At 63.1% G+C, this 17,509-nt stretch carries 13 protein-coding genes; 6 read left to right on the top strand and 7 right to left on the bottom strand.

Features of this window, described 5'->3' with window-relative positions:
- Nucleotides 1–50: 50 nt before the first annotated feature.
- The 4 genes from HB777_11645 to lexA all read left to right on the top strand — a co-directional run bounded on the left by HB777_11645 (nt 51) and on the right by lexA (nt 5,024).
- A complete protein-coding gene (locus HB777_11645) occupies nt 51–1,676 on the top strand; it encodes an AMP-binding protein (protein ID QND64506.1) in 1,626 nt (541 codons plus the stop codon).
- Nucleotides 1,673–2,509 carry a tryptophan 2,3-dioxygenase gene (gene kynA / locus HB777_11640; protein QND64505.1) on the top strand — a complete coding sequence of 279 codons (837 nt, stop codon included), beginning with the start codon at nt 1,673–1,675 and terminating at the stop codon, nt 2,507–2,509. The genes HB777_11645 and kynA overlap by 4 nt, the downstream gene beginning before the upstream one ends.
- A gap of 78 nt (nt 2,510–2,587) precedes the next feature.
- Nucleotides 2,588–3,835: a kynureninase gene (gene kynU / locus HB777_11635; GenBank protein QND64504.1), complete on the top strand. Its 1,248-nt coding sequence runs from the start codon at nt 2,588–2,590 to the stop codon at nt 3,833–3,835.
- Nucleotides 3,836–4,283: 448 nt separating this feature from the next.
- On the top strand, nt 4,284–5,024 hold the full coding sequence (gene lexA, locus HB777_11630) for a transcriptional repressor LexA (protein QND64503.1): 741 nt from the start codon (nt 4,284–4,286) through the stop codon (nt 5,022–5,024).
- On the opposite strand, the gene HB777_11625 is transcribed toward lexA, so the two are convergent.
- Nucleotides 5,018–7,483, bottom strand: coding sequence for a ComEC family competence protein (locus tag HB777_11625; GenBank protein ID QND64502.1), 2,466 nt, complete (start codon nt 7,481–7,483; stop codon nt 5,018–5,020). The genes lexA and HB777_11625 overlap by 7 nt on opposite strands.
- A gap of 102 nt (nt 7,484–7,585) precedes the next feature.
- On the opposite strand from HB777_11625, the gene HB777_11620 reads away from it, so the two are divergent.
- Both HB777_11620 and gltA read left to right on the top strand, forming a co-directional pair.
- Complete coding sequence (locus HB777_11620; protein QND64501.1) at nt 7,586–9,040, top strand: glutamate--tRNA ligase; 1,455 nt, start codon at nt 7,586–7,588, stop codon at nt 9,038–9,040.
- A gap of 153 nt (nt 9,041–9,193) precedes the next feature.
- The gene (gene gltA, locus HB777_11615; GenBank protein ID QND64500.1) at nt 9,194–10,522 is read left to right on the top strand and encodes a citrate (Si)-synthase; all 1,329 of its coding nucleotides are present in this window, start codon (nt 9,194–9,196) and stop codon (nt 10,520–10,522) included.
- 31 nt (nt 10,523–10,553) lie between these two features.
- On the opposite strand, the gene lpxB is transcribed toward gltA, so the two are convergent.
- From lpxB to bamA, 6 genes are all read right to left on the bottom strand, one after another.
- Entirely contained in the window at nt 10,554–11,726 is a 1,173-nt protein-coding gene (gene lpxB, locus HB777_11610; GenBank protein ID QND64499.1) for a lipid-A-disaccharide synthase, read from the bottom strand.
- Nucleotides 11,719–12,636 carry an LpxI family protein gene (locus HB777_11605; GenBank protein ID QND64498.1) on the bottom strand — a complete coding sequence of 306 codons (918 nt, stop codon included), beginning with the start codon at nt 12,634–12,636 and terminating at the stop codon, nt 11,719–11,721. The genes lpxB and HB777_11605 overlap by 8 nt, the downstream gene beginning before the upstream one ends.
- The gene (gene lpxA, locus HB777_11600) at nt 12,608–13,441 is read right to left on the bottom strand and encodes an acyl-ACP--UDP-N-acetylglucosamine O-acyltransferase (protein ID QND64497.1); all 834 of its coding nucleotides are present in this window, start codon (nt 13,439–13,441) and stop codon (nt 12,608–12,610) included. The genes HB777_11605 and lpxA overlap by 29 nt, the downstream gene beginning before the upstream one ends.
- A 13-nt stretch (nt 13,442–13,454) precedes the next feature.
- Nucleotides 13,455–13,922, bottom strand: coding sequence for a 3-hydroxyacyl-ACP dehydratase FabZ (gene fabZ, locus HB777_11595; protein QND64496.1), 468 nt, complete (start codon nt 13,920–13,922; stop codon nt 13,455–13,457).
- Entirely contained in the window at nt 13,915–14,973 is a 1,059-nt protein-coding gene (gene lpxD / locus HB777_11590; protein QND64495.1) for a UDP-3-O-(3-hydroxymyristoyl)glucosamine N-acyltransferase, read from the bottom strand. Before lpxD ends, fabZ begins: the two co-directional genes overlap by 8 nt.
- A 75-nt stretch (nt 14,974–15,048) precedes the next feature.
- Nucleotides 15,049–17,418, bottom strand: coding sequence for an outer membrane protein assembly factor BamA (bamA, locus tag HB777_11585; GenBank protein ID QND64494.1), 2,370 nt, complete (start codon nt 17,416–17,418; stop codon nt 15,049–15,051).
- Between the last annotated feature and the right edge of the window lie 91 nt (nt 17,419–17,509).

Below are 17,509 nucleotides of genomic sequence, written 5' to 3'. Positions count from 1 at the left end.
CGGCCAGGCGCCTCGCGCACTGGCCATCCAGCAGATGGGATAGCGGCGACATGCTTGGGCCTTCAGCGCATATCGACACGTTCACGCGCGATCACCTGCCGCCGCCGGAGCAATGGCCTGATATCCTGCTCGATGGCTTTGATTATCCCGAACGCCTCAACGCCGGTGTCGAACTGACCGACAGGCTGGTCGAGAAAGGCCTCGGCGACCACACCGCGCTGATCGGCAATGGCCGCCGCCGCACCTACAAGGAACTGTCCGACTGGACAAACAGGCTGGCCCACGCGCTGGTCGAGAATTATGGCGTCCAGCCGGGCAACCGGGTGCTGATCCGTTCGGCCAACAACCCCGCAATGGTCGCCTGCTGGCTGGCTGCCACCAAGGTCGGCGCCGTGGTCGTCAACACCATGCCGATGCTGCGCGCCGGCGAGCTCGCCAAGATCGTCGACAAGGCGGAGATCACCGTCGCGCTCTGCGACACCAGGCTGATGGACGAGATGACCGCCTGCGCCAAGGACAGCGTATTCCTCAAGCAGGTCATCGGTTTCGACGGCACCGCCAACCATGATGCCGAACTCGATCGTGCCGCGCTCGACAAGCCGGTGACATTCACTGCCGTCAACACCGGCCGCGACGACGTCGCGCTGCTCGGCTTCACCTCGGGCACGACAGGCGTGCCGAAGGCGACGATGCATTTCCACCGCGACCTGCTGATCATCGCCGACGCCTACGCCCGCGAAATCCTTCAGGTGACGCCGGACGACATCTTCGTCGGCTCGCCGCCGCTGGCCTTCACCTTCGGCCTTGGCGGGCTCGCCATCTTCCCGCTGCGCTTCGGTGCGGCGGCAACGCTGCTGGAGCAGGCGACGCCACCCAACATGATCCACATCATCGAGACCTACAAAGCGACGATCTCCTTCACCGCGCCGACCGCTTACCGTGCCATGCTGAAGGCCATGGACGAAGGTGCCGACCTGTCATCGCTGCGTGTCGCCGTTTCGGCCGGCGAAACCTTGCCCGCTCCGGTTTTCGAGGAGTGGACGCAAAAGACCGGCAAGCCGATCCTCGACGGCATCGGCGCCACCGAAATGCTGCACATCTTCATCTCCAACCGCTTTGGCGACATGAAGCCCGCGTCGACCGGCAAGCCGGTGGGCGGCTATGAGGCGCGCATCGTCGATGACGAGATGCGCGAGGTGCCGCGCGGCGCGACCGGCAGGCTGGCGGTGCGCGGCCCGACCGGCTGCCGCTACATGGCCGATGACAGGCAGAAGGACTACGTGCGCGACGGCTGGAACCTCACCGGCGACACTTTTACCCAGGACGAAGACGGCTTCTTCCATTTCGCCGCGCGCTCCGACGACATGATCGTCAGCGCCGGCTACAACATCGCCGGCCCCGAGGTCGAGGCGGCACTGCTGGCGCACCCGGACGTCGCCGAATGCGCTGTCATCGGCGCCGAGGATGCCGAACGCGGTCAGATCGTCGAGGCGCATGTCGTGCTGGTGCAAGGCGTGGCGCCTGACGCGTTGACCACCAAGCGCCTGCAGGACCACGTCAAGGCGACGATCGCCCCTTACAAATATCCACGGTCAGTAAAATTCATCGCCACCCTACCCAAGACGCAGACCGGCAAGATCCAGCGCTTCCGGCTGCGCACGGAGAAAATCAATTGAGCGAGCCCTACGATCCAGCGTCCGAAGGCGCACAGATGTCGTTCAAGGAGCGCATGTCTTACAGCGACTATCTGCACCTGGAGAAGGTGCTGGAGGCCCAGACGCCGCTGTCGTCGGCGCATGACGAGATGCTGTTCATCATCCAGCATCAGACCTCCGAACTCTGGATGAAGCTCGCTCTGCACGAGATTGGCGCTGCGATCCGTTCCATCCGCGCCGACCGGCTCGAGCCGAGCTTCAAGATGCTGTCGCGCGTCGCCCGCATCTTCGAGCAGCTGAACAATGCCTGGGACGTGCTGCGGACGATGACGCCCAGCGAATACACCGAGTTCCGCGACGCGCTCGGCCAATCCTCGGGTTTTCAATCCTGGCAGTATCGCGCCATCGAGTTCATGGCCGGCAACCGCAACCTCGCCATGCTCGGCCCCCACAAGCACCGGCCTGACCTCAGCGGAAAGCTGGAGGCGATCCTGGCCGAACCATCGCTCTACGACGAAGCGCTGCTGCTTCTGGCGCGCAACGGATTCGACATCGGCGCTGATGCCAGGCGCACGGACTGGCGTGAGACGCGAACCGAGAATGAAGAGGTCCTGGTCGCCTGGCAGACCATCTACCGCGACCCGCAGCGCTACTGGATGTTCTACGAGCTGGCCGAGAAGCTGGTCGACTTCGAGGACTATTTCCGCCGCTGGCGCTTCAACCACGTCACCACGGTCGAGCGCATCATCGGCCTGAAACGCGGCACCGGCGGCACGTCTGGTGCGTCGTATCTCAAGAAGATGCTTGAGGTCGTGCTGTTTCCGGAACTGTGGACGGTCCGCACCCGGCTCTGACCTCACCGAAATGAGAACAGCCGCACCGAGGGGACGCTCTGTGGCGGAAAACCCTTCGCGAACAACCGAGGACTGACCATGAGTGGAATTCCCGATCTCGCTGCGATCGAAGCGATGGACGCCACGGATCCGCTGCGTGCCATGCGCGATCGTTTCATTCTGCCGGAAGGGGTGATCTATCTCGACGGCAATTCACTGGGGGCAGCGTCTCATGCCGTCTTCGGCGAGCTGCAGCAGGCGGCGACCCAGGAATGGGCCCAGGATCTCATCCGGGCCTGGAATACGGCCGGATGGTTCGAGATGCCGATCGAACTCGGTGACCAGCTCGGGCGCCTGATGGGAGCCGCGGCTGGACAGACCGTCGTCTGCGACACGACGTCGACCAACATCTACAAAGTGCTGCATGCAGCACTGGAGATGCGGCCCGGCCGGTTGGCCATCGTCGCCGAAGGTGACAGTTTTCCCACCGACCTGTACATCGCCGAAGGCGTGGCCTCGACCCGGGACGGCGTCCTGCTGCGCCTTGCGGGCGTCGACGCGCCAACTGTCGAAGAGCTGATCGACGAAAGCGTCGCGGTGGTCCTGGTCAACCACGTCAACTACAAATCGGGTGAACTGCGCGACATGGCGGCGCTGACGCGCAAGGCTCATGCGGTCGGAGCGCTGATCGTCTGGGATCTGTGCCACACCGCGGGCGCCCTGCCGGTCGAGCTCGACCATGCAAATGCCGATTTCGCCATCGGCTGCACCTACAAGTATCTCAACGGCGGTCCGGGCGCGCCGGCCTTCATCTATGCCGCACAGCGCCACCACGGCGAAATCAGCCAGCCACTCAGCGGCTGGTGGGGGCATGCGCGGCCCTTTGCCTTCGAACGGGGCTATGTTGCCGGCACCGGTATCCGCCGCTTTCTGTGCGGCACGCAGCCGGTGCTGTCGATGCGGGCGCTCAAAGGTGCGCTTGCCATCTGGAACGACGTCGACATGGCGGCTTTGCGAAAGAAAAGCGTCGCGCTGACCGAACTGTTCATCCAGCTCGTCGAAGCGAAGTGCGGCGCCTATGGTCTCACGCTGGAGACCACCCGCGACGCGGCCAGACGCGGCAGCCAGGTGTCGTTCCTTCACGACCACGGTTATCAAATCATGCGGGCGCTGATCGAGCGTGGCGTGATCGGTGACTTCCGCGCCCCATCAACCATCCGTTTCGGCTTCACGCCGCTCTATGTCGGCTACAAGGATGTGTGGCTGGCGGTTGAGGTGCTGGAAGACATTCTGCGCACGGGTGCATGGAAGGACCAGCGTTTCGCCGTCAAGGAAGCCGTTACCTGAAGCAGCCGTCTCGACGGTCTGTTGTCGCCGGCTCTCCCCTGGTCATATGACCGAGGGACGAATTTCCAGCTCGCGAATGCGTTCGCTGCTGGGTGGTCAGCGCAGGCTGTAATAGGTTAACCAAGGTTGGCATTTTGGCTTCGTTTCGTTCACGGCAAACGAATGCCCGGTAAGCTGGAATGCCCGTCGTCGAGAGGCCTGGCGGCAGCTCATGCCAGGCCTGAGCTCGGGATGGGCCACAGGCTATTAACCATAACAATTTCAATGCCCGAAAGCGCACCGTGACGGGATGCTGTCGTCGACGAGGCCCGCTTGCAACCGCGGAATAATTTCCGCCGCCTTAACAAATTCATTAAACTTTAAACGGTTGCAGAACACAACTGGAACAGATAGTGTTTGTTCTGGGTTTGTTTTTCTGATTCTGGTTTCAGGTATCCAGGGGGTCGCCATGCTGACGCGCAAGCAACACGAACTGCTGATGTTCATCCATGAACGCCTGAAGGAAAGCGGCATTCCGCCATCCTTCGACGAGATGAAGGAGGCGCTCGACCTTGCCTCCAAATCCGGGATTCATCGGCTGATCACTGCACTCGAGGAGCGCGGCTTCATTCGCCGCCTGCCCAACCGGGCACGCGCGTTGGAAGTGCTGCGGCTGCCGGACTCGATCGCGCCCGGCCTCAACGCGGCAAAGAAGTTCTCGCCAAGCGTCATCCAGGGCAGTCTCGGTCAGGGTGGTGCTCTTGGCCGGCAGATCAAGCCGGCGCCTTCGCGGATGCCCTCGCCCGGCAATGACGACGACGCGGTCTCCGCCGTGTCGATCCCTGTGATGGGCCGCATCGCCGCCGGTGTGCCGATCGACGCCATCCAGCATCAGACGCACTCGATCTCGGTGCCGCCGGACATGATCATGGGCGGCGAGCACTACGCCCTGGAGGTCAAGGGTGATTCGATGATCGAGGCCGGTATCTTCGACGGCGACACCGTCATCATCCGCAACGCCGACACCGCCCAGCCTGGCGAGATCATCGTGGCGCTGGTGGATGAAGAGGAAGCGACGCTGAAGCGGTTCCGCCGCAAGGGCGCCTCGATTGCTCTCGAAGCCGCCAATCCAGCCTATGAAACCCGCATTTTCGGCCCGGACAGGGTCAAGGTGCAAGGCAAGCTCGTTGGCCTGATCCGCCGCTACTGAGGCGGCTGCAGTTTAACCACCGGCTTCTCGGGTCTCTTGAAGGGCGGCAGTCCCCTCGCCTCGCGTGAGAATTTACGTTGCGTGTGCCAGGGCCGGTAAGGCCTGTCCACCGCGAAGCTGACGGTAGCCGGCGCAGTCGCCGACTGGCGATCGAAGAAGACGGCAGCGCTGCCTTTGCGAGCCAGTTGCCGCTTGGTGACGACGAGAACCAGCGGATTGTGGCAAGCGTCATAGGCCGTCGCGTCATTGATGACGATCAGCTCGGCGAAACCGCAGGCTTTCCATGTGTCCTTGCGATCCTCGACATAAGCAATGATCGCGCCGGACGTGTGCCTGGCGAGACAGACGCCTGAACTGCAATAGAATGGCGATCCCGGCGGCAGTTCAACGGCATCCGCGATCTCGAATTGTCCGTCGCCCTTGTCGAACACCTCAGGCACGACGATGGTTTCGGATGTCAGAGCGCGTTTCCAGTTGTCGACCGTGAATTCGTTCGGCCGCGCGCGGCTGACGGCGAGCTCGCCACCCCCGATCGGCAAGGCAACCAGTCGGGCGTCCTCCGAGATCAGCACGTCCGGTGTGCGCGTATCCGAGACGGTCAGCAGGCCGGCAATCGCGAAGGGAAGAGCCGCAAGCCGCAGCCATGTCGTCGCCATCGTCGCAATGACCAGGGCTATCGCCACCAGCAGGACAGACTGCTGCGAAATCAATCCGACCCCATCGACCGGCGAACGCTCGGAAATCCATCCGGACATGGCGATCATCGCCGTCAGGCCCTTGCCCATCACATAAAGGAAGGGACCGTCGGCGCCGAAGGGCATCGCCAGCGCGCTGAGGACGGCAAAAGGCATGACAACCAGTGACACGATCGGCATGATGGCCAGGTTGGCGAACAGGCTGAGCGGCGACACACGCTGAAAATGCCAGATGGCAAACAGCGCCGTGGCGCCGCCGGCGATGATGGAGGTCATGGCCAAGCCGCCCGCCGCCAGCAGGAATTTTCGCGTCAGGAAACCGGGTAAGGATCGCTTTGGCGGCGGCGGTCTCGCTTTTCCCGCACGATGATCCGACCAGCCGGCATAGGCGCCGACCAGCGCCGCGGTCGCGGCGAAGGACATCTGGAAGCTCGGGCCAACCACCTCGTGCGGCGACACCACAATGACGGCGATCGCCGAGATCGCCAGATTGCGCATGGTGAGTGCCGCTCGGTCGAACAGTACCGCAATCAGCATCACCGCCAGCATGATGAAGCTACGCTCGGCGGCAACGACGACGCCCGAGATGATGAGATAGGCAGCGATCGAAAACAATGCCGCGGCGGCGGCATACTTTTTGACCGGGCGACGCGCGGAAAAGTCCGGGAACAAGGCGAAGGCGCCGCGCAGCAAACCCATGATGGTGCCGGCGACCAGCGCCATGTGCAGTCCCGAAATCGAGATGATGTGGTAGATGCCGGTACGCCGCATCGCCTCATTGATTTCATCGGGAATGCCGGCGCGCACGCCGACGATCAGCGCCGCGGCGATCTCGCCTTCGGCGCCACCGACGCTGCCCCTGATGTGGTCGGCAATCGCTTCACGGGCATTTTCCACGCTAGAGGAAAGACGGGCCAATAGCGGCATGTCGCCATCATCGGCGACGACAGGTTTTGGATTGCCGAGAAAGAACCCGCTGCCGCCGATGCCGGCGAAGTAACTGTCGAAGGAGAAGTCGTAGCTGTCCGGCCGCACCGGGCCGGTCGGCGGCAAAAGCTTGGCGTATCCAGTGATCAGGGACCCGGCTGTCATGTCTGCCGGTATCTTTCGTGCCGAAAGCCGCAGCCGCTCCGGCGCATAGCGCAATTTCGGCCTTGCGGTCGACGTCACATCGATGGTCAGCCGGATGCGGCCGCTCTCCATGCGCTCGAGCGAGACGACCCGGCCGGTCACCTGCGTCGAGATTTCCGAACCCAGCATCTGCGTGCCCGCGCGCCACGTCTCGACCTTTGCGGCGAGCAAACCCAGCGCGCACAAAAGCACCGCCACGAAGCACAGATGGGTTTTGGGCCATGAGCGCGAGACGAGCGCACAGAGCGCGGCTAGGGCGACGACCGCGACGGGCTTGGCAAAATCGGGCTCCGCCGTCAGCGAAAAATAGCCGATTGCTCCGCTCGCCAGGCAGACCGGCACCAGCAGGAAAGCCACGCCTCGGTCGAGCTCCAGGCCCGCCGCCATGGCCACGCTGTGGCGCAGACGACGCAGCGACACCAGGCCGATTTTCCGACGCACGCGCATGATCCTGCCGGCTTCGGCAACTGGAACAGAGGCGGCGACATCCGCTTGGAGCGGCGCTTTGCCGGGAGCCGGCACAAGGGGCGACGGCGGCGGCAGCGGGGCTGGCAGAGGCGCAAAGAGAGACCGTTCGCTGACGCCAATGGCGGCGTCCTCGCCCTGATCCGAGCCCCTGCCTCGTCCAGCCATCGGGTCTGCCCCTTGCGCCCTCGACACCCTATGCTACATGAACGCCAACCGCGCGAAAGTCCGCGCGACAGCACCCCGCTTCAGATGGTTTCCGAGAGTTCCATGTCCGACAAGGTCGTCACCCGTTTTGCCCCCTCGCCCACCGGCTACCTGCACATAGGCGGCGCGCGCACGGCGCTGTTCAACTGGCTGTATGCAAAGCACACCGATGGCACGATGCTGCTGCGCATCGAGGACACCGATCGCGAACGCTCCAACCCAGCCGCGACGGCTGCCATCCTCGACGGACTTACCTGGCTCGGCCTGAATTGGGACGGCGAGCCGGTGTCGCAGTTCGAGCGTGCGCCGCGCCACCGCGAGGTGGCGGAGGAGCTCGTGCGCATGGGCAAGGCCTATTATTGCTATGCCACGCCAGCCGAACTGGAGGCGATGCGCGAGGCCGCTAGGGCCAAAGGCCTGCCGCCCCGCTATGACGGCCGCTGGCGCGACCGCGACCCCTCAGAGGCCCCTGCAGGTGCCAAGGGCGCCATCCGTATCAAAGCTCCGACTGAAGGCGAGACCATCGTTCATGACCGTGTCCAGGGCGAGGTGCGCTTTCCCAACAAGGACCTCGACGATTTCATCATCCTGCGTTCGGACGGCAACCCGACCTATATGCATGCCGTCGTCGTCGACGATCATGACATGGGCGTCACCCACATCATCCGCGGTGACGATCATCTGACCAACGCCGCCCGGCAGACCGTGATTTACGACGCCATGGGCTGGGCCGTGCCGTCCATGTCGCATATCCCGCTGATCCATGGCGCCGACGGCGCCAAGCTGTCGAAGCGGCACGGCGCGCTTGGCGTCGAGGCCTATCGCGCCATGGGCTACTTGCCGGAGGCGCTGCTCAACTACCTGGCGCGCCTCGGCTGGAGCCATGGCGACGACGAGATCATGTCGATCAAGGACATGATCTCCTGGTTCGACATCGGCGACGTCAACAAGGGTGCGGCCCGCTTCGACTTCGCCAAGCTCGAGGCGATCAACGGCGCGCATATGCGCCGCATGAGCGATACCGAGCTGTTCGATATCTTCATCGCCACGCTGCCCTATCTCGAGGGTGGCCCGGCAATGGCCGCGCGCCTGAACGACGCCAACAAGGCGCAGCTGCTGGCAGCACTCCCGGGCCTGAAGGAGCGCGCCAAGACGCTGGTCGAACTCGTTGATGGCGCGGCCTTCCTGTTTGCCACGCGACCGCTGCCGATCGACGACAAGGCGGCCCTCCTGCTCAATGACGATGCCCGCAAGATCCTGCGCGGTGCTCACGAAGCTTTGAACGGGCTTGCAAGCGACTGGACGGCCGCTGCAGCGGAGGCCGCGATCCGCGAGGTTGCAATCGCTGGTGGCCACAAGCTCGGCGCCGTGGCCCAGCCTTTGCGCGCCGCTTTGACCGGCAAGAGCACCTCGCCGGGCGTGTTCGATGTGCTCGCCGTGCTCGGCCGCGAGGAAAGCCTGGCGCGCATATCAGATCAAATCGTTAGGAGCAAACTGGCCCAAGAAGATTGGCATTGAAAGGCGGGTTTCGCAGTGCAACATTAGGCCTTGGCCCAATCTGGCACGCACCTCCTGAAATGCGGTGGCGAATACGCGCATTGCGGTGATTTCGAAGTGTCGCTTTGCAAGATTTTGCCTTTGCCGGCATGAGGAAACAAGAAGGAGTTTGCAATGACCGAAGCTGCGAAAAAACTGGATTTGGGCGGCAAGACCCAGGAGGCCACGGCAACGCTTGAATTCGCCGGCAAGACTCACGAATTCAAGGTGCGAAGCGGTTCGGTCGGGCCTGATGTCATCGACATCGCCTCGCTCTACTCCACAACCGGCGCCTTCACCTACGATCCCGGCTTCACCTCGACGGCAAGCTGCGAATCCGAAATCACCTTCATCGACGGCGACGCCGGCATCCTCTTGCACCGCGGCTATCCGATCGACCAGTTGGCCGAACACGGCGACTTCCTCGAGGTCTGCTATCTCCTGCTCTACGGTGAATTGCCGACCAAGGCGCAGAAGGACGATTTCGATTACCGCGTGACGCGCCACACCATGGTGCACGAGCAGATGTCGCGCTTCTTCACCGGCTTCCGCCGCGACGCGCACCCGATGGCGGTGATGTGCGGCGTGGTCGGCGCGCTGTCGGCCTTCTACCACGACTCCACCGACATCTCCGACCCCTACCAGCGCATGGTTGCCTCGATGCGGCTGATCGCCAAGATGCCGACGATCGCGGCGATGGCCTACAAATACCACATCGGCCAGCCCTTCATTTACCCGAAAAACGAGCTGAACTTCGCCGCCAACTTCCTGCACATGTGCTTTGCCGTGCCGTGCGAGGAATACAAGATCAACCCGGTGCTGGCGCGCGCCATGGAACGCATCTTCATCCTGCACGCCGATCACGAGCAGAACGCCTCGACCTCGACCGTTCGTCTCGCCGGCTCGTCAGGCGCCAACCCGTTCGCGTGTATCGCCGCCGGCATCGCTTGCCTGTGGGGGCCGGCACATGGCGGCGCCAATGAGGCAGCGCTCAACATGCTGGGCGAGATCGGCCATGTCGATCACATCCCGGAGTTCATCGCCCGCGCCAAGGACAAGAACGACCCGTTCCGGCTGATGGGCTTTGGCCACCGGGTCTACAAGAACTACGATCCGCGCGCCAAGATCATGCAGAAGACGGCGCACGAGGTTCTGGGCGAGCTCGGCATCAAGGATGATCCGCTGCTCGACATCGCCATGGAGCTGGAAAAGATCGCGCTGACCGATCCCTATTTCATCGAGAAGAAGCTCTACCCGAATGTCGACTTCTATTCCGGCATCACGCTGAAGGCGCTGGGCTTCCCCACCACCATGTTCACCGTGCTGTTCGCGGTCGCCCGCACCGTCGGCTGGATCGCGCAGTGGAAAGAGATGATCGAGGACCCACGCCAGAAGATCGGCCGTCCGCGCCAGCTCTACACCGGCGCGCCGGAGCGCGACTACGTGCCGATCGCCAAGCGGTGATCGAGGCTATCTGGATTAAGAAAGGCGCCCGTCAGGGCGCTTTTTTTATGTGACGCAGCACGACGCCTGCCGCGATCTCGCCGGAAGGCTTGCTGGTCGCCATGCGCCGCGTGATCTCGGCGAAGCCCTGCTTCTGCCAGGCGCGCATGCCGCCGTCGGCGAACAACGCTTCCAGTTGCCGGGCCAGATTGTTCGGCTTGACATACTCATTGTAGAATTCTGGAACTAAGGCTCGATCCGAGATCAGATTGGGCAGCAGCGCCGACCAGACGGACAGCAGGTAAGGCGCCACGACACGGGCGACGGGATCGAGCCTGTAGCAGGAGACCATCGGCACACCAGCCAGCGCCAGCTCCAGCGACACGGTCCCGGACGCGATCAGCGCGGCATCGGCCTTGCCGAAGGCCTGCCATTTGCGCTGGGGATCGACGATGATCTCGGGCTTTTCATCCCAGCGGTTGACCGAGGATTTGACCAGGTCGGCGACATGCGGAACCGTCGGCAGCAGCAGCCGCAGGCGATGCCCGCGCGCGCGCAGCATCGACACCGTCTCGCCAAACGGGTCGAGCAGGCGCCGCACCTCCCCGCGCCGCGATCCGGGCAGGACAAGCAGTGTCTTCACGCGGTCCGCAGCAAGGTCGCGCGGCAGGTCCTGCGCCTTGGCCGCGGCGAGCACGCCCGCATCATGGGTCAGGCGATGCCCGACATAGGTGCCCGGCGGGCCGCCCAGCCGCTCGAGCTCCTTCACCTCGAACGGCAGGATGCAGAGGATATGGTCGACATAGGGCTTCATCGCCACCGCCCGACCCGGCCGCCACGCCCAGACGCTCGGGCAGACATAATGGATGATCGGGATCGACGGATTGGCCGCCCGCACCTTTTTGGCGACGCGCAACGAAAAGTCCGGGCTGTCGATGGTGACGAGGCAGTCCGGCTTTTCGTCCGCAACGGTCCTGGCCAGCTGGCTGATCCGCCGCATCAGGCGCAGCAGGTCGCGCAGGATGGCGCTGAAACCCATGAGGGCGATCTCGCCGGCATCGAACGGCGATGCCAGTCCCAGCGCCTGCAAATGGCGGCCGCCGAGGCCGACGAGTTGCACCTCGCGCCCGGTAGCCTGCTTGAGCGAACGCACGATGTCGGCGCCGAGCAGATCGCCGGACTCTTCGCCGGCAACGATCGCGATCTTCAAGGCCCTGTCAGCCATTGCGCGGCTCCGTCGCCGCAGGCAGGCCAATGACGAACAGGCCGAATGCGTTGGCGCGTGCGATGGTTTCGGGGCCTTCGAGAACCAGCGAGCGCCCCGCCTCGACGGCAATGCCGGCAAGCCCGGCCGCATGCACAGCTTCGACCGTTTGCGGGCCGATGGACGGAAGATCCGCGCGCAGTTCCTGACCGGGCTTGGCGCACTTGACCAGCACACCGCGGGTCTTCCCCGCAATGCGGCCGTGGCCGCGCAGCAGCTTGGCACGGTCGAGTAACCCGGCCGTCCCCTCGATGCCTTCCAGCGCGATCGTTCGGCCGCCGACCGCGATCGCCGCCTGGCCGATATCCAGCGCCCCGATGGCCTTTGCCGCGGCAAGGCCTGCCTTGATGTCGAGCCAGTCCGATTTCCGTGGCGCGGCCTTCGTCAGGACGCCTTCGGCGGCAACAAGGTTCGGCACGATTTCGTGCGCCCCGACGACCTTTATTCCACGTGCTTCGAGGCCGCGTGCCAAAACCTTCAGCAGGCCATCGTCGCCACGCGCCAGCGCCGCGACAACAACCGGTATCACGGCGAGCAGGCTAAGGCTTGGACGCAGATGGGTCAGTCTTGGCCGGCGCTTGATCTCGCCGGCAAGCACCAGATGGGTGACCCGGTGCCGCCTCAGCAACGGTATCAGCGAGCCGATACCCTCCAGGGCGAGGCTTTCATGCTCATACCGGGAGAGGTCTGCCATGCGGTCGGCCTCGCCTTCCATCAGGATGACGAAGGGCGGATAACCTTGTTCGGCCGAACCGGCCGCGACTTCGACCGGCAGACTGCCGCCGCCGGCAATGATGCCGACCCTGGAGCCCGGCGAGAGATCAAGACGCGCCGCCGCTGCCTCAGTCTTCGTCATCGACATCGTCGCCATCGCCGCCCTTGAGCGACGGCACAGCATAGTGCCGCTTGCCGCGACTGGTGATGAAATCGATGATCTTCATGGCGGTCGGCGACGACGCGAACTCCGCCTTGGCGAATTCGATATTCTCGCCAACGGTGCGGGAACGATCGAAGATCATCCTGTAAGCCTTGCGCAGCACAAGGATTTCGGACCTCGGCAGGCCGGAGCGCTTCAGGCCGATGATGTTGAGGCCGCGCAGGCTGGCGCGGTTGCCGACCGCGATGGCATAGGGAATGACGTCGCCGACGATCGCCGAGCAGCCGCCCAGAAAGGCGTTGTCGCCGATGCGGACAAACTGATGCACAGCGGTCAGGCCGCCGATATAGACGTTGTTGCCGACCTCGCAGTGGCCGCCCAGTGTCGCGCCATTGGCGAAGGTCGCGTTGTTGCCGACGACGCAATCATGGGCAATGTGGGCGTAGGCGAGGAAATTGCCATTGTCGCCGACCGTCGTCTCGCCGCGGCTGGAATCGGTGCCGAGATGCATGGTCACGCCTTCGCGGATCGTGCAGTTCTTGCCGATGACCAGGGTGGTGCGGCCGCCCTTGTGCTTGGTGTTCTGCGGCGGTGCGCCCAATGTCGCCATCGGATAGACTTTGGTCGAGGCACCGATAGTGGTCGCGCCCATCACCGAGACATGACTGACCAGTTCGACACCGTCGCCGATCACCACATCGGCGCCGACATGGCAGAATGGCCCGATGCGCACACCTTGGCCGATTTGGGCGCCTTCCTCCACAACGGAGGAAGCATGGATGGATGTCTTGATTTTCATAAGCATTCGATCGTCAGTCGCTGGTGACCATCATGGCTGAAATCTCGGCCTCGGCCGCCTTGGCGCCGTCGACCATGGCTTCACAAGCGAATTTGAGCAGGTTGCCGCGTTTCTTGATTTTCTTGACATGGATCTTCAACTGGTCGCCGGGAACGACCGGTTTGCGGAATTTGGCGTTGTCGATGGTCAGGAAATAGACCAGCGACGGTTTTTCGGTGCCCAGGCTGCGGATGCAGATGGCGCCGGCGGTCTGCGCCATCGCCTCGACGATGAGCACACCCGGCATGACCGGCTGTTCGGGGAAGTGGCCCTGAAAATGCGGCTCGTTTATGGTCACGTTCTTGATGCCGATGGCGGACTCATCGCCATCGATGTCGATGATGCGATCGATCATCAGGAACGGATAGCGGTGCGGCAGAAGCTTCATCAGCCCCATAATGTCGACCGCTTCCAGCGTCGTCGACGCGATCATGTCAGCCATTGCCTCCCTCGCCCTGTTTGCGGGTCCTGGCGAGCTTGCGCAGCATGGCTATCTCCCGCATGGCTTCCGCCATCGGCTGTGCCGGATAACCGCCCCAGATCTCGCCTGCAGGGACATTGCTCATAAATCCACTTCTGGCGGCAAGCTTGGCCCCTGCCCCGATGGTCAGGTGATCCGCAAGCCCGACGCCGCCGCCCATGGTGACATTGTCACCCACGACCACGGAACCCGAAATACCCGAAAGCCCGGCTATTATGCAATTGCGGCCGATGCGGACGTTATGGGCGATCTGCACGAGATTGTCGATCTTGGTGCCCTGGCCGATGATCGTATCGGACATGGCGCCGCGATCGACGGTGGTGTTGGAGCCGATCTCGACGTCGTCCTGAATGACGACACGGCCGATCTGCGGCACGCGTTCGGGCCCCTTGGCGCCGCCGACGAAGCCAAAACCATCCTGGCCGATCCTGGCGCCGCCATGGATGATGACGCGGTTGCCGATCAAGGCATACTGGATGCTGGAGCCCGGGCCGACATAGCCGTCGCGGCCGATCTGGCAGGATTGTCCGATGACCGCATTGGGCGCGATGACGGTACCGCTGCCGATCGAAGCACCCGGCCCGATGACCGCGCCGGCCTCGATGACGGCACCGGCTTCGACATGCGCCGTCGCATCGACATGAGCATGCGGCGAGACGCCGGTTTCACTGGTCATCGGCCCTGGCGTCGCCGCCCTGGGAAACAGCAGGCGTCCGACAAATGCGAAGGCCTGTTGTGGACGCGGATGAACCAGAACGGCAACGCCGGCCGGCGCCTTGCCGGCAAATTCCGCCGGGCACAGGACCGCGGCCGCCCGCAGCGACGGCATCAGCGCGGAATTGCGTCTGCCGTCGACAAAGACAAGCGCGTTCTCGCCGCCCTCGCTGGCCGGCGCGAGCGCTTCTATCGAAATGTCGGAGTGGCCGGAATCGACAAGCACCGAGCCGGTCAGATTCGCGACTTCGCCCGCCGTATACCGGCGTGATGGCGCGAAGAACACCGGATCGGTCATTCCAGAAGCTATATCCAGCTAGGTCGGAACATTTCTCCCGGGCCTGAAAGACCCAGGAGCATCGTTAACCGCCGATCAGAAGCGGGTCGATATGCCGAAGTTGAATTCCTGCACGTCGTCGGACGCTTCCTTTTTGACCGGGATCGCATAGTCGATACGGATCGGACCGAACGGCGAGGCCCACATCAGCCCGAGGCCGACCGAGGCACGCAGCTTCATGCTGGTCGAGTCCGGATTGACCCCGGTGGCAACCTTGCTACCGTAAAGCGTTGCCGCATCTGCAAACACCGCGCCACGCAGGCCGAAGCTCTCCGGAACGACCGGCAGCGGGAACTGCGCTTCCGCGGAGGCGTTGAAATAGGTGGTGCCACCCAGATGGTCGCCGCTGGTGCCAGAAGCAACCGGGCCGATACCACCATAAGCAAAGCCGCGGATCATACGATCGGTGCTCTGGAAGTGATCGAACACGCGCAGATCGCCGTCGCTGCCATAGCCCTCGACATGACCCGCGCCGGCCGAAAGCAGTCCGACCAGATCGTACTGCTCCGACAGCGTCTGATAGATGCTGCCACGTCCCGTAACCTTGACGAACTTGGCGTCGCCGCCGAGGCCTGCCACTTCCACGGTCGTGTTGGCGTAAATACCCTCATGCGGGTTCTTCATGTCGTCGATGGTGTTGTAGACCAGCCCCAAGCTGACCGACGACTTGATCCACGGGCTTTGCTCAATGCCGTCCAAGATAGCTGCGGAAACATCGCACTTCGCCGGATCATAGATGCCACTGGTCACGCAATCGTCATCCAGCTTATATTTCTCTTGCGAGATGTTGTAAGCCAGCTGTGTCGTAATGCTGTTGGTGATCGGCAGGCCGAAGCGCACCGTCGCACCCAAAGTATCACTGTCGTAGTTATCGTAAGTTCTCGTCTGCTTATAGATATCGAAACCGGCGGCGATGCGCCGTCCGAGGAAATAGGGCTCGGTGAAGGACAGGCTGTAGTCGCGCGAATTCTTGCCGCCGCCCGCAGACACCTTGATGAACTGGCCACGACCGAGGAAGTTGCGCTCGGTGATCGAGCCTTCGACGGACGGACCAGATGTGTCGCCACCGGTCGAATAGCCCGCGCCGACGGAGAATTCACCGGTCGACTTCTCGACCACGTCGACCACCAGCACGACCTGGTCGGGCTGCGAGCCCGGCACGGTCGAGATATCGACTTTGTCAAAGTAATTGAGGTCTTCCAGGCGCTTCTTCGCGCGCTGGATGAGCACCTGGTTGAAGGCGTCGCCTTCGCTGACGTCGAACTCGCGGCGAATGACATAGTCACGCGTGCGGTCGTTGCCACGGATCTCGATGCGCTCGATATAGGCCTTGGTGCCCTGGTCGACCGTGTAGACCACCGAAATGGTGTGGTTCTCGAAATTGCGGTCACCGCGCGGCGTCACCTGCGCGAAGGCGTAGCCGGAACCGGCCACCTTCTCGGTCAGCGCGATGATGGAATCCTCGACGTCCTTGGCGTTGTAGACGTCGCCCTTGCGGGTCTCGATCACCGATTCCAGCGACTTGCCGTCGACTTCCGGGATCGTGCTTTCGACGCTGACGTCACCGAATGTGTAGCGGTCGCCTTCCTGGACGGTGATGGTCACCGTGTACTTGTTCGTCGCGCTGTCGAGTTCGCCGACAGCGGATACGACCTGGAAATCGGCATAGCCGTGATTGTAGTAGAAGCGGCGCAGCAGTTCCTGGTCCGCGCGCAGCTTGTCGTCGTCATAGACGTCGTCGCGCAGGATGAACGAAACCCAGGACGAACGCTTGGTATTGATGATATCCGACAGGCGGCGGCTCGAATAGGCGCTGTTGCCGACGAAATTGATCGCCGCGATCTGTGTGCGGTCGCCTTCTGTAATGTTGAAGACCACGTTCACGCGGTTGTCGCCAAGCTGCATGACCTGCGTGGTGACCGTCACATCGTCACGGCCAATCCGCTTGTAGGCAGCCTTGACCGATTCGACGTCGGCATCGAGCGTCGCCTGCGAGAACGTCCCGCGCGGCTTCAGCTGCACCGCGGCCGCCAGCGCATTGTCCTTGAGCTTCTTGTTGTTCTGGAACAGCACCTGGTTGACGACCTGATACTCGGCAACCTTGACCACCAGCGTCGAGCCGACCTGGTTGATCTGCACATCCGAGAACAGGCCGGTGCCGAACAGCGCCTTGACCGCACTGTCGATATCGGAGCTGGAGAACGCCTTGCCCGGCTTGATGGTGATGTAATTGCGGATGGTGTCAGCGTCGATACGCTGGTTGCCGCTCACTTCGACTCTGCTGACGACAGCGGCTTCGGCCGCCGATGTGGCAACGAACTGCACTGCGAGCGCGCCTGGCACGACCAGAGCCGCGGACAGGGTCACCGCGGACGCGGCGCTCAGAAACTTGGATGCTGCCTTCATCGGGCTTAATAACCTTTTCTCGTAGTCCCCACGGCGAGAAAACCGGACGTGCGGTAATTTCCCCTACCGTATTAACCGGATTTTCCCTACA

Source organism: Mesorhizobium loti, assembly GCA_014189435.1.
GTDB classification, from domain to species: Bacteria; Pseudomonadota; Alphaproteobacteria; order Rhizobiales; family Rhizobiaceae; genus Mesorhizobium; species Mesorhizobium loti_G.
This window is presented reverse-complemented; position numbering and strand designations above follow the sequence as displayed.

Excerpts from the sequence above, each read along its gene's own strand:
- gltA (QND64500.1), top strand. The coding sequence starts at position 9,194 with ATGACCGAAGCTGCGAAAAAACTGGATTTGGGCGGCAAGACCCAGGAG.
- bamA (QND64494.1), bottom strand. The coding sequence starts at position 17,418 with ATGAAGGCAGCATCCAAGTTTCTGAGCGCCGCGTCCGCGGTGACCCTG.
- lpxD (QND64495.1), bottom strand. The coding sequence starts at position 14,973 with ATGACCGATCCGGTGTTCTTCGCGCCATCACGCCGGTATACGGCGGGC.
- fabZ (QND64496.1), bottom strand. The coding sequence starts at position 13,922 with ATGGCTGACATGATCGCGTCGACGACGCTGGAAGCGGTCGACATTATG.
- HB777_11645 (QND64506.1), top strand. The coding sequence starts at position 51 with ATGCTTGGGCCTTCAGCGCATATCGACACGTTCACGCGCGATCACCTG.
- HB777_11605 (QND64498.1), bottom strand. The coding sequence starts at position 12,636 with ATGGCGACGATGTCGATGACGAAGACTGAGGCAGCGGCGGCGCGTCTT.
- lexA (QND64503.1), top strand. The coding sequence starts at position 4,284 with ATGCTGACGCGCAAGCAACACGAACTGCTGATGTTCATCCATGAACGC.
- lpxA (QND64497.1), bottom strand. The coding sequence starts at position 13,441 with ATGAAAATCAAGACATCCATCCATGCTTCCTCCGTTGTGGAGGAAGGC.
- HB777_11625 (QND64502.1), bottom strand. The coding sequence starts at position 7,483 with ATGGCTGGACGAGGCAGGGGCTCGGATCAGGGCGAGGACGCCGCCATT.
- lpxB (QND64499.1), bottom strand. The coding sequence starts at position 11,726 with ATGGCTGACAGGGCCTTGAAGATCGCGATCGTTGCCGGCGAAGAGTCC.
- HB777_11620 (QND64501.1), top strand. The coding sequence starts at position 7,586 with ATGTCCGACAAGGTCGTCACCCGTTTTGCCCCCTCGCCCACCGGCTAC.
- kynU (QND64504.1), top strand. The coding sequence starts at position 2,588 with ATGAGTGGAATTCCCGATCTCGCTGCGATCGAAGCGATGGACGCCACG.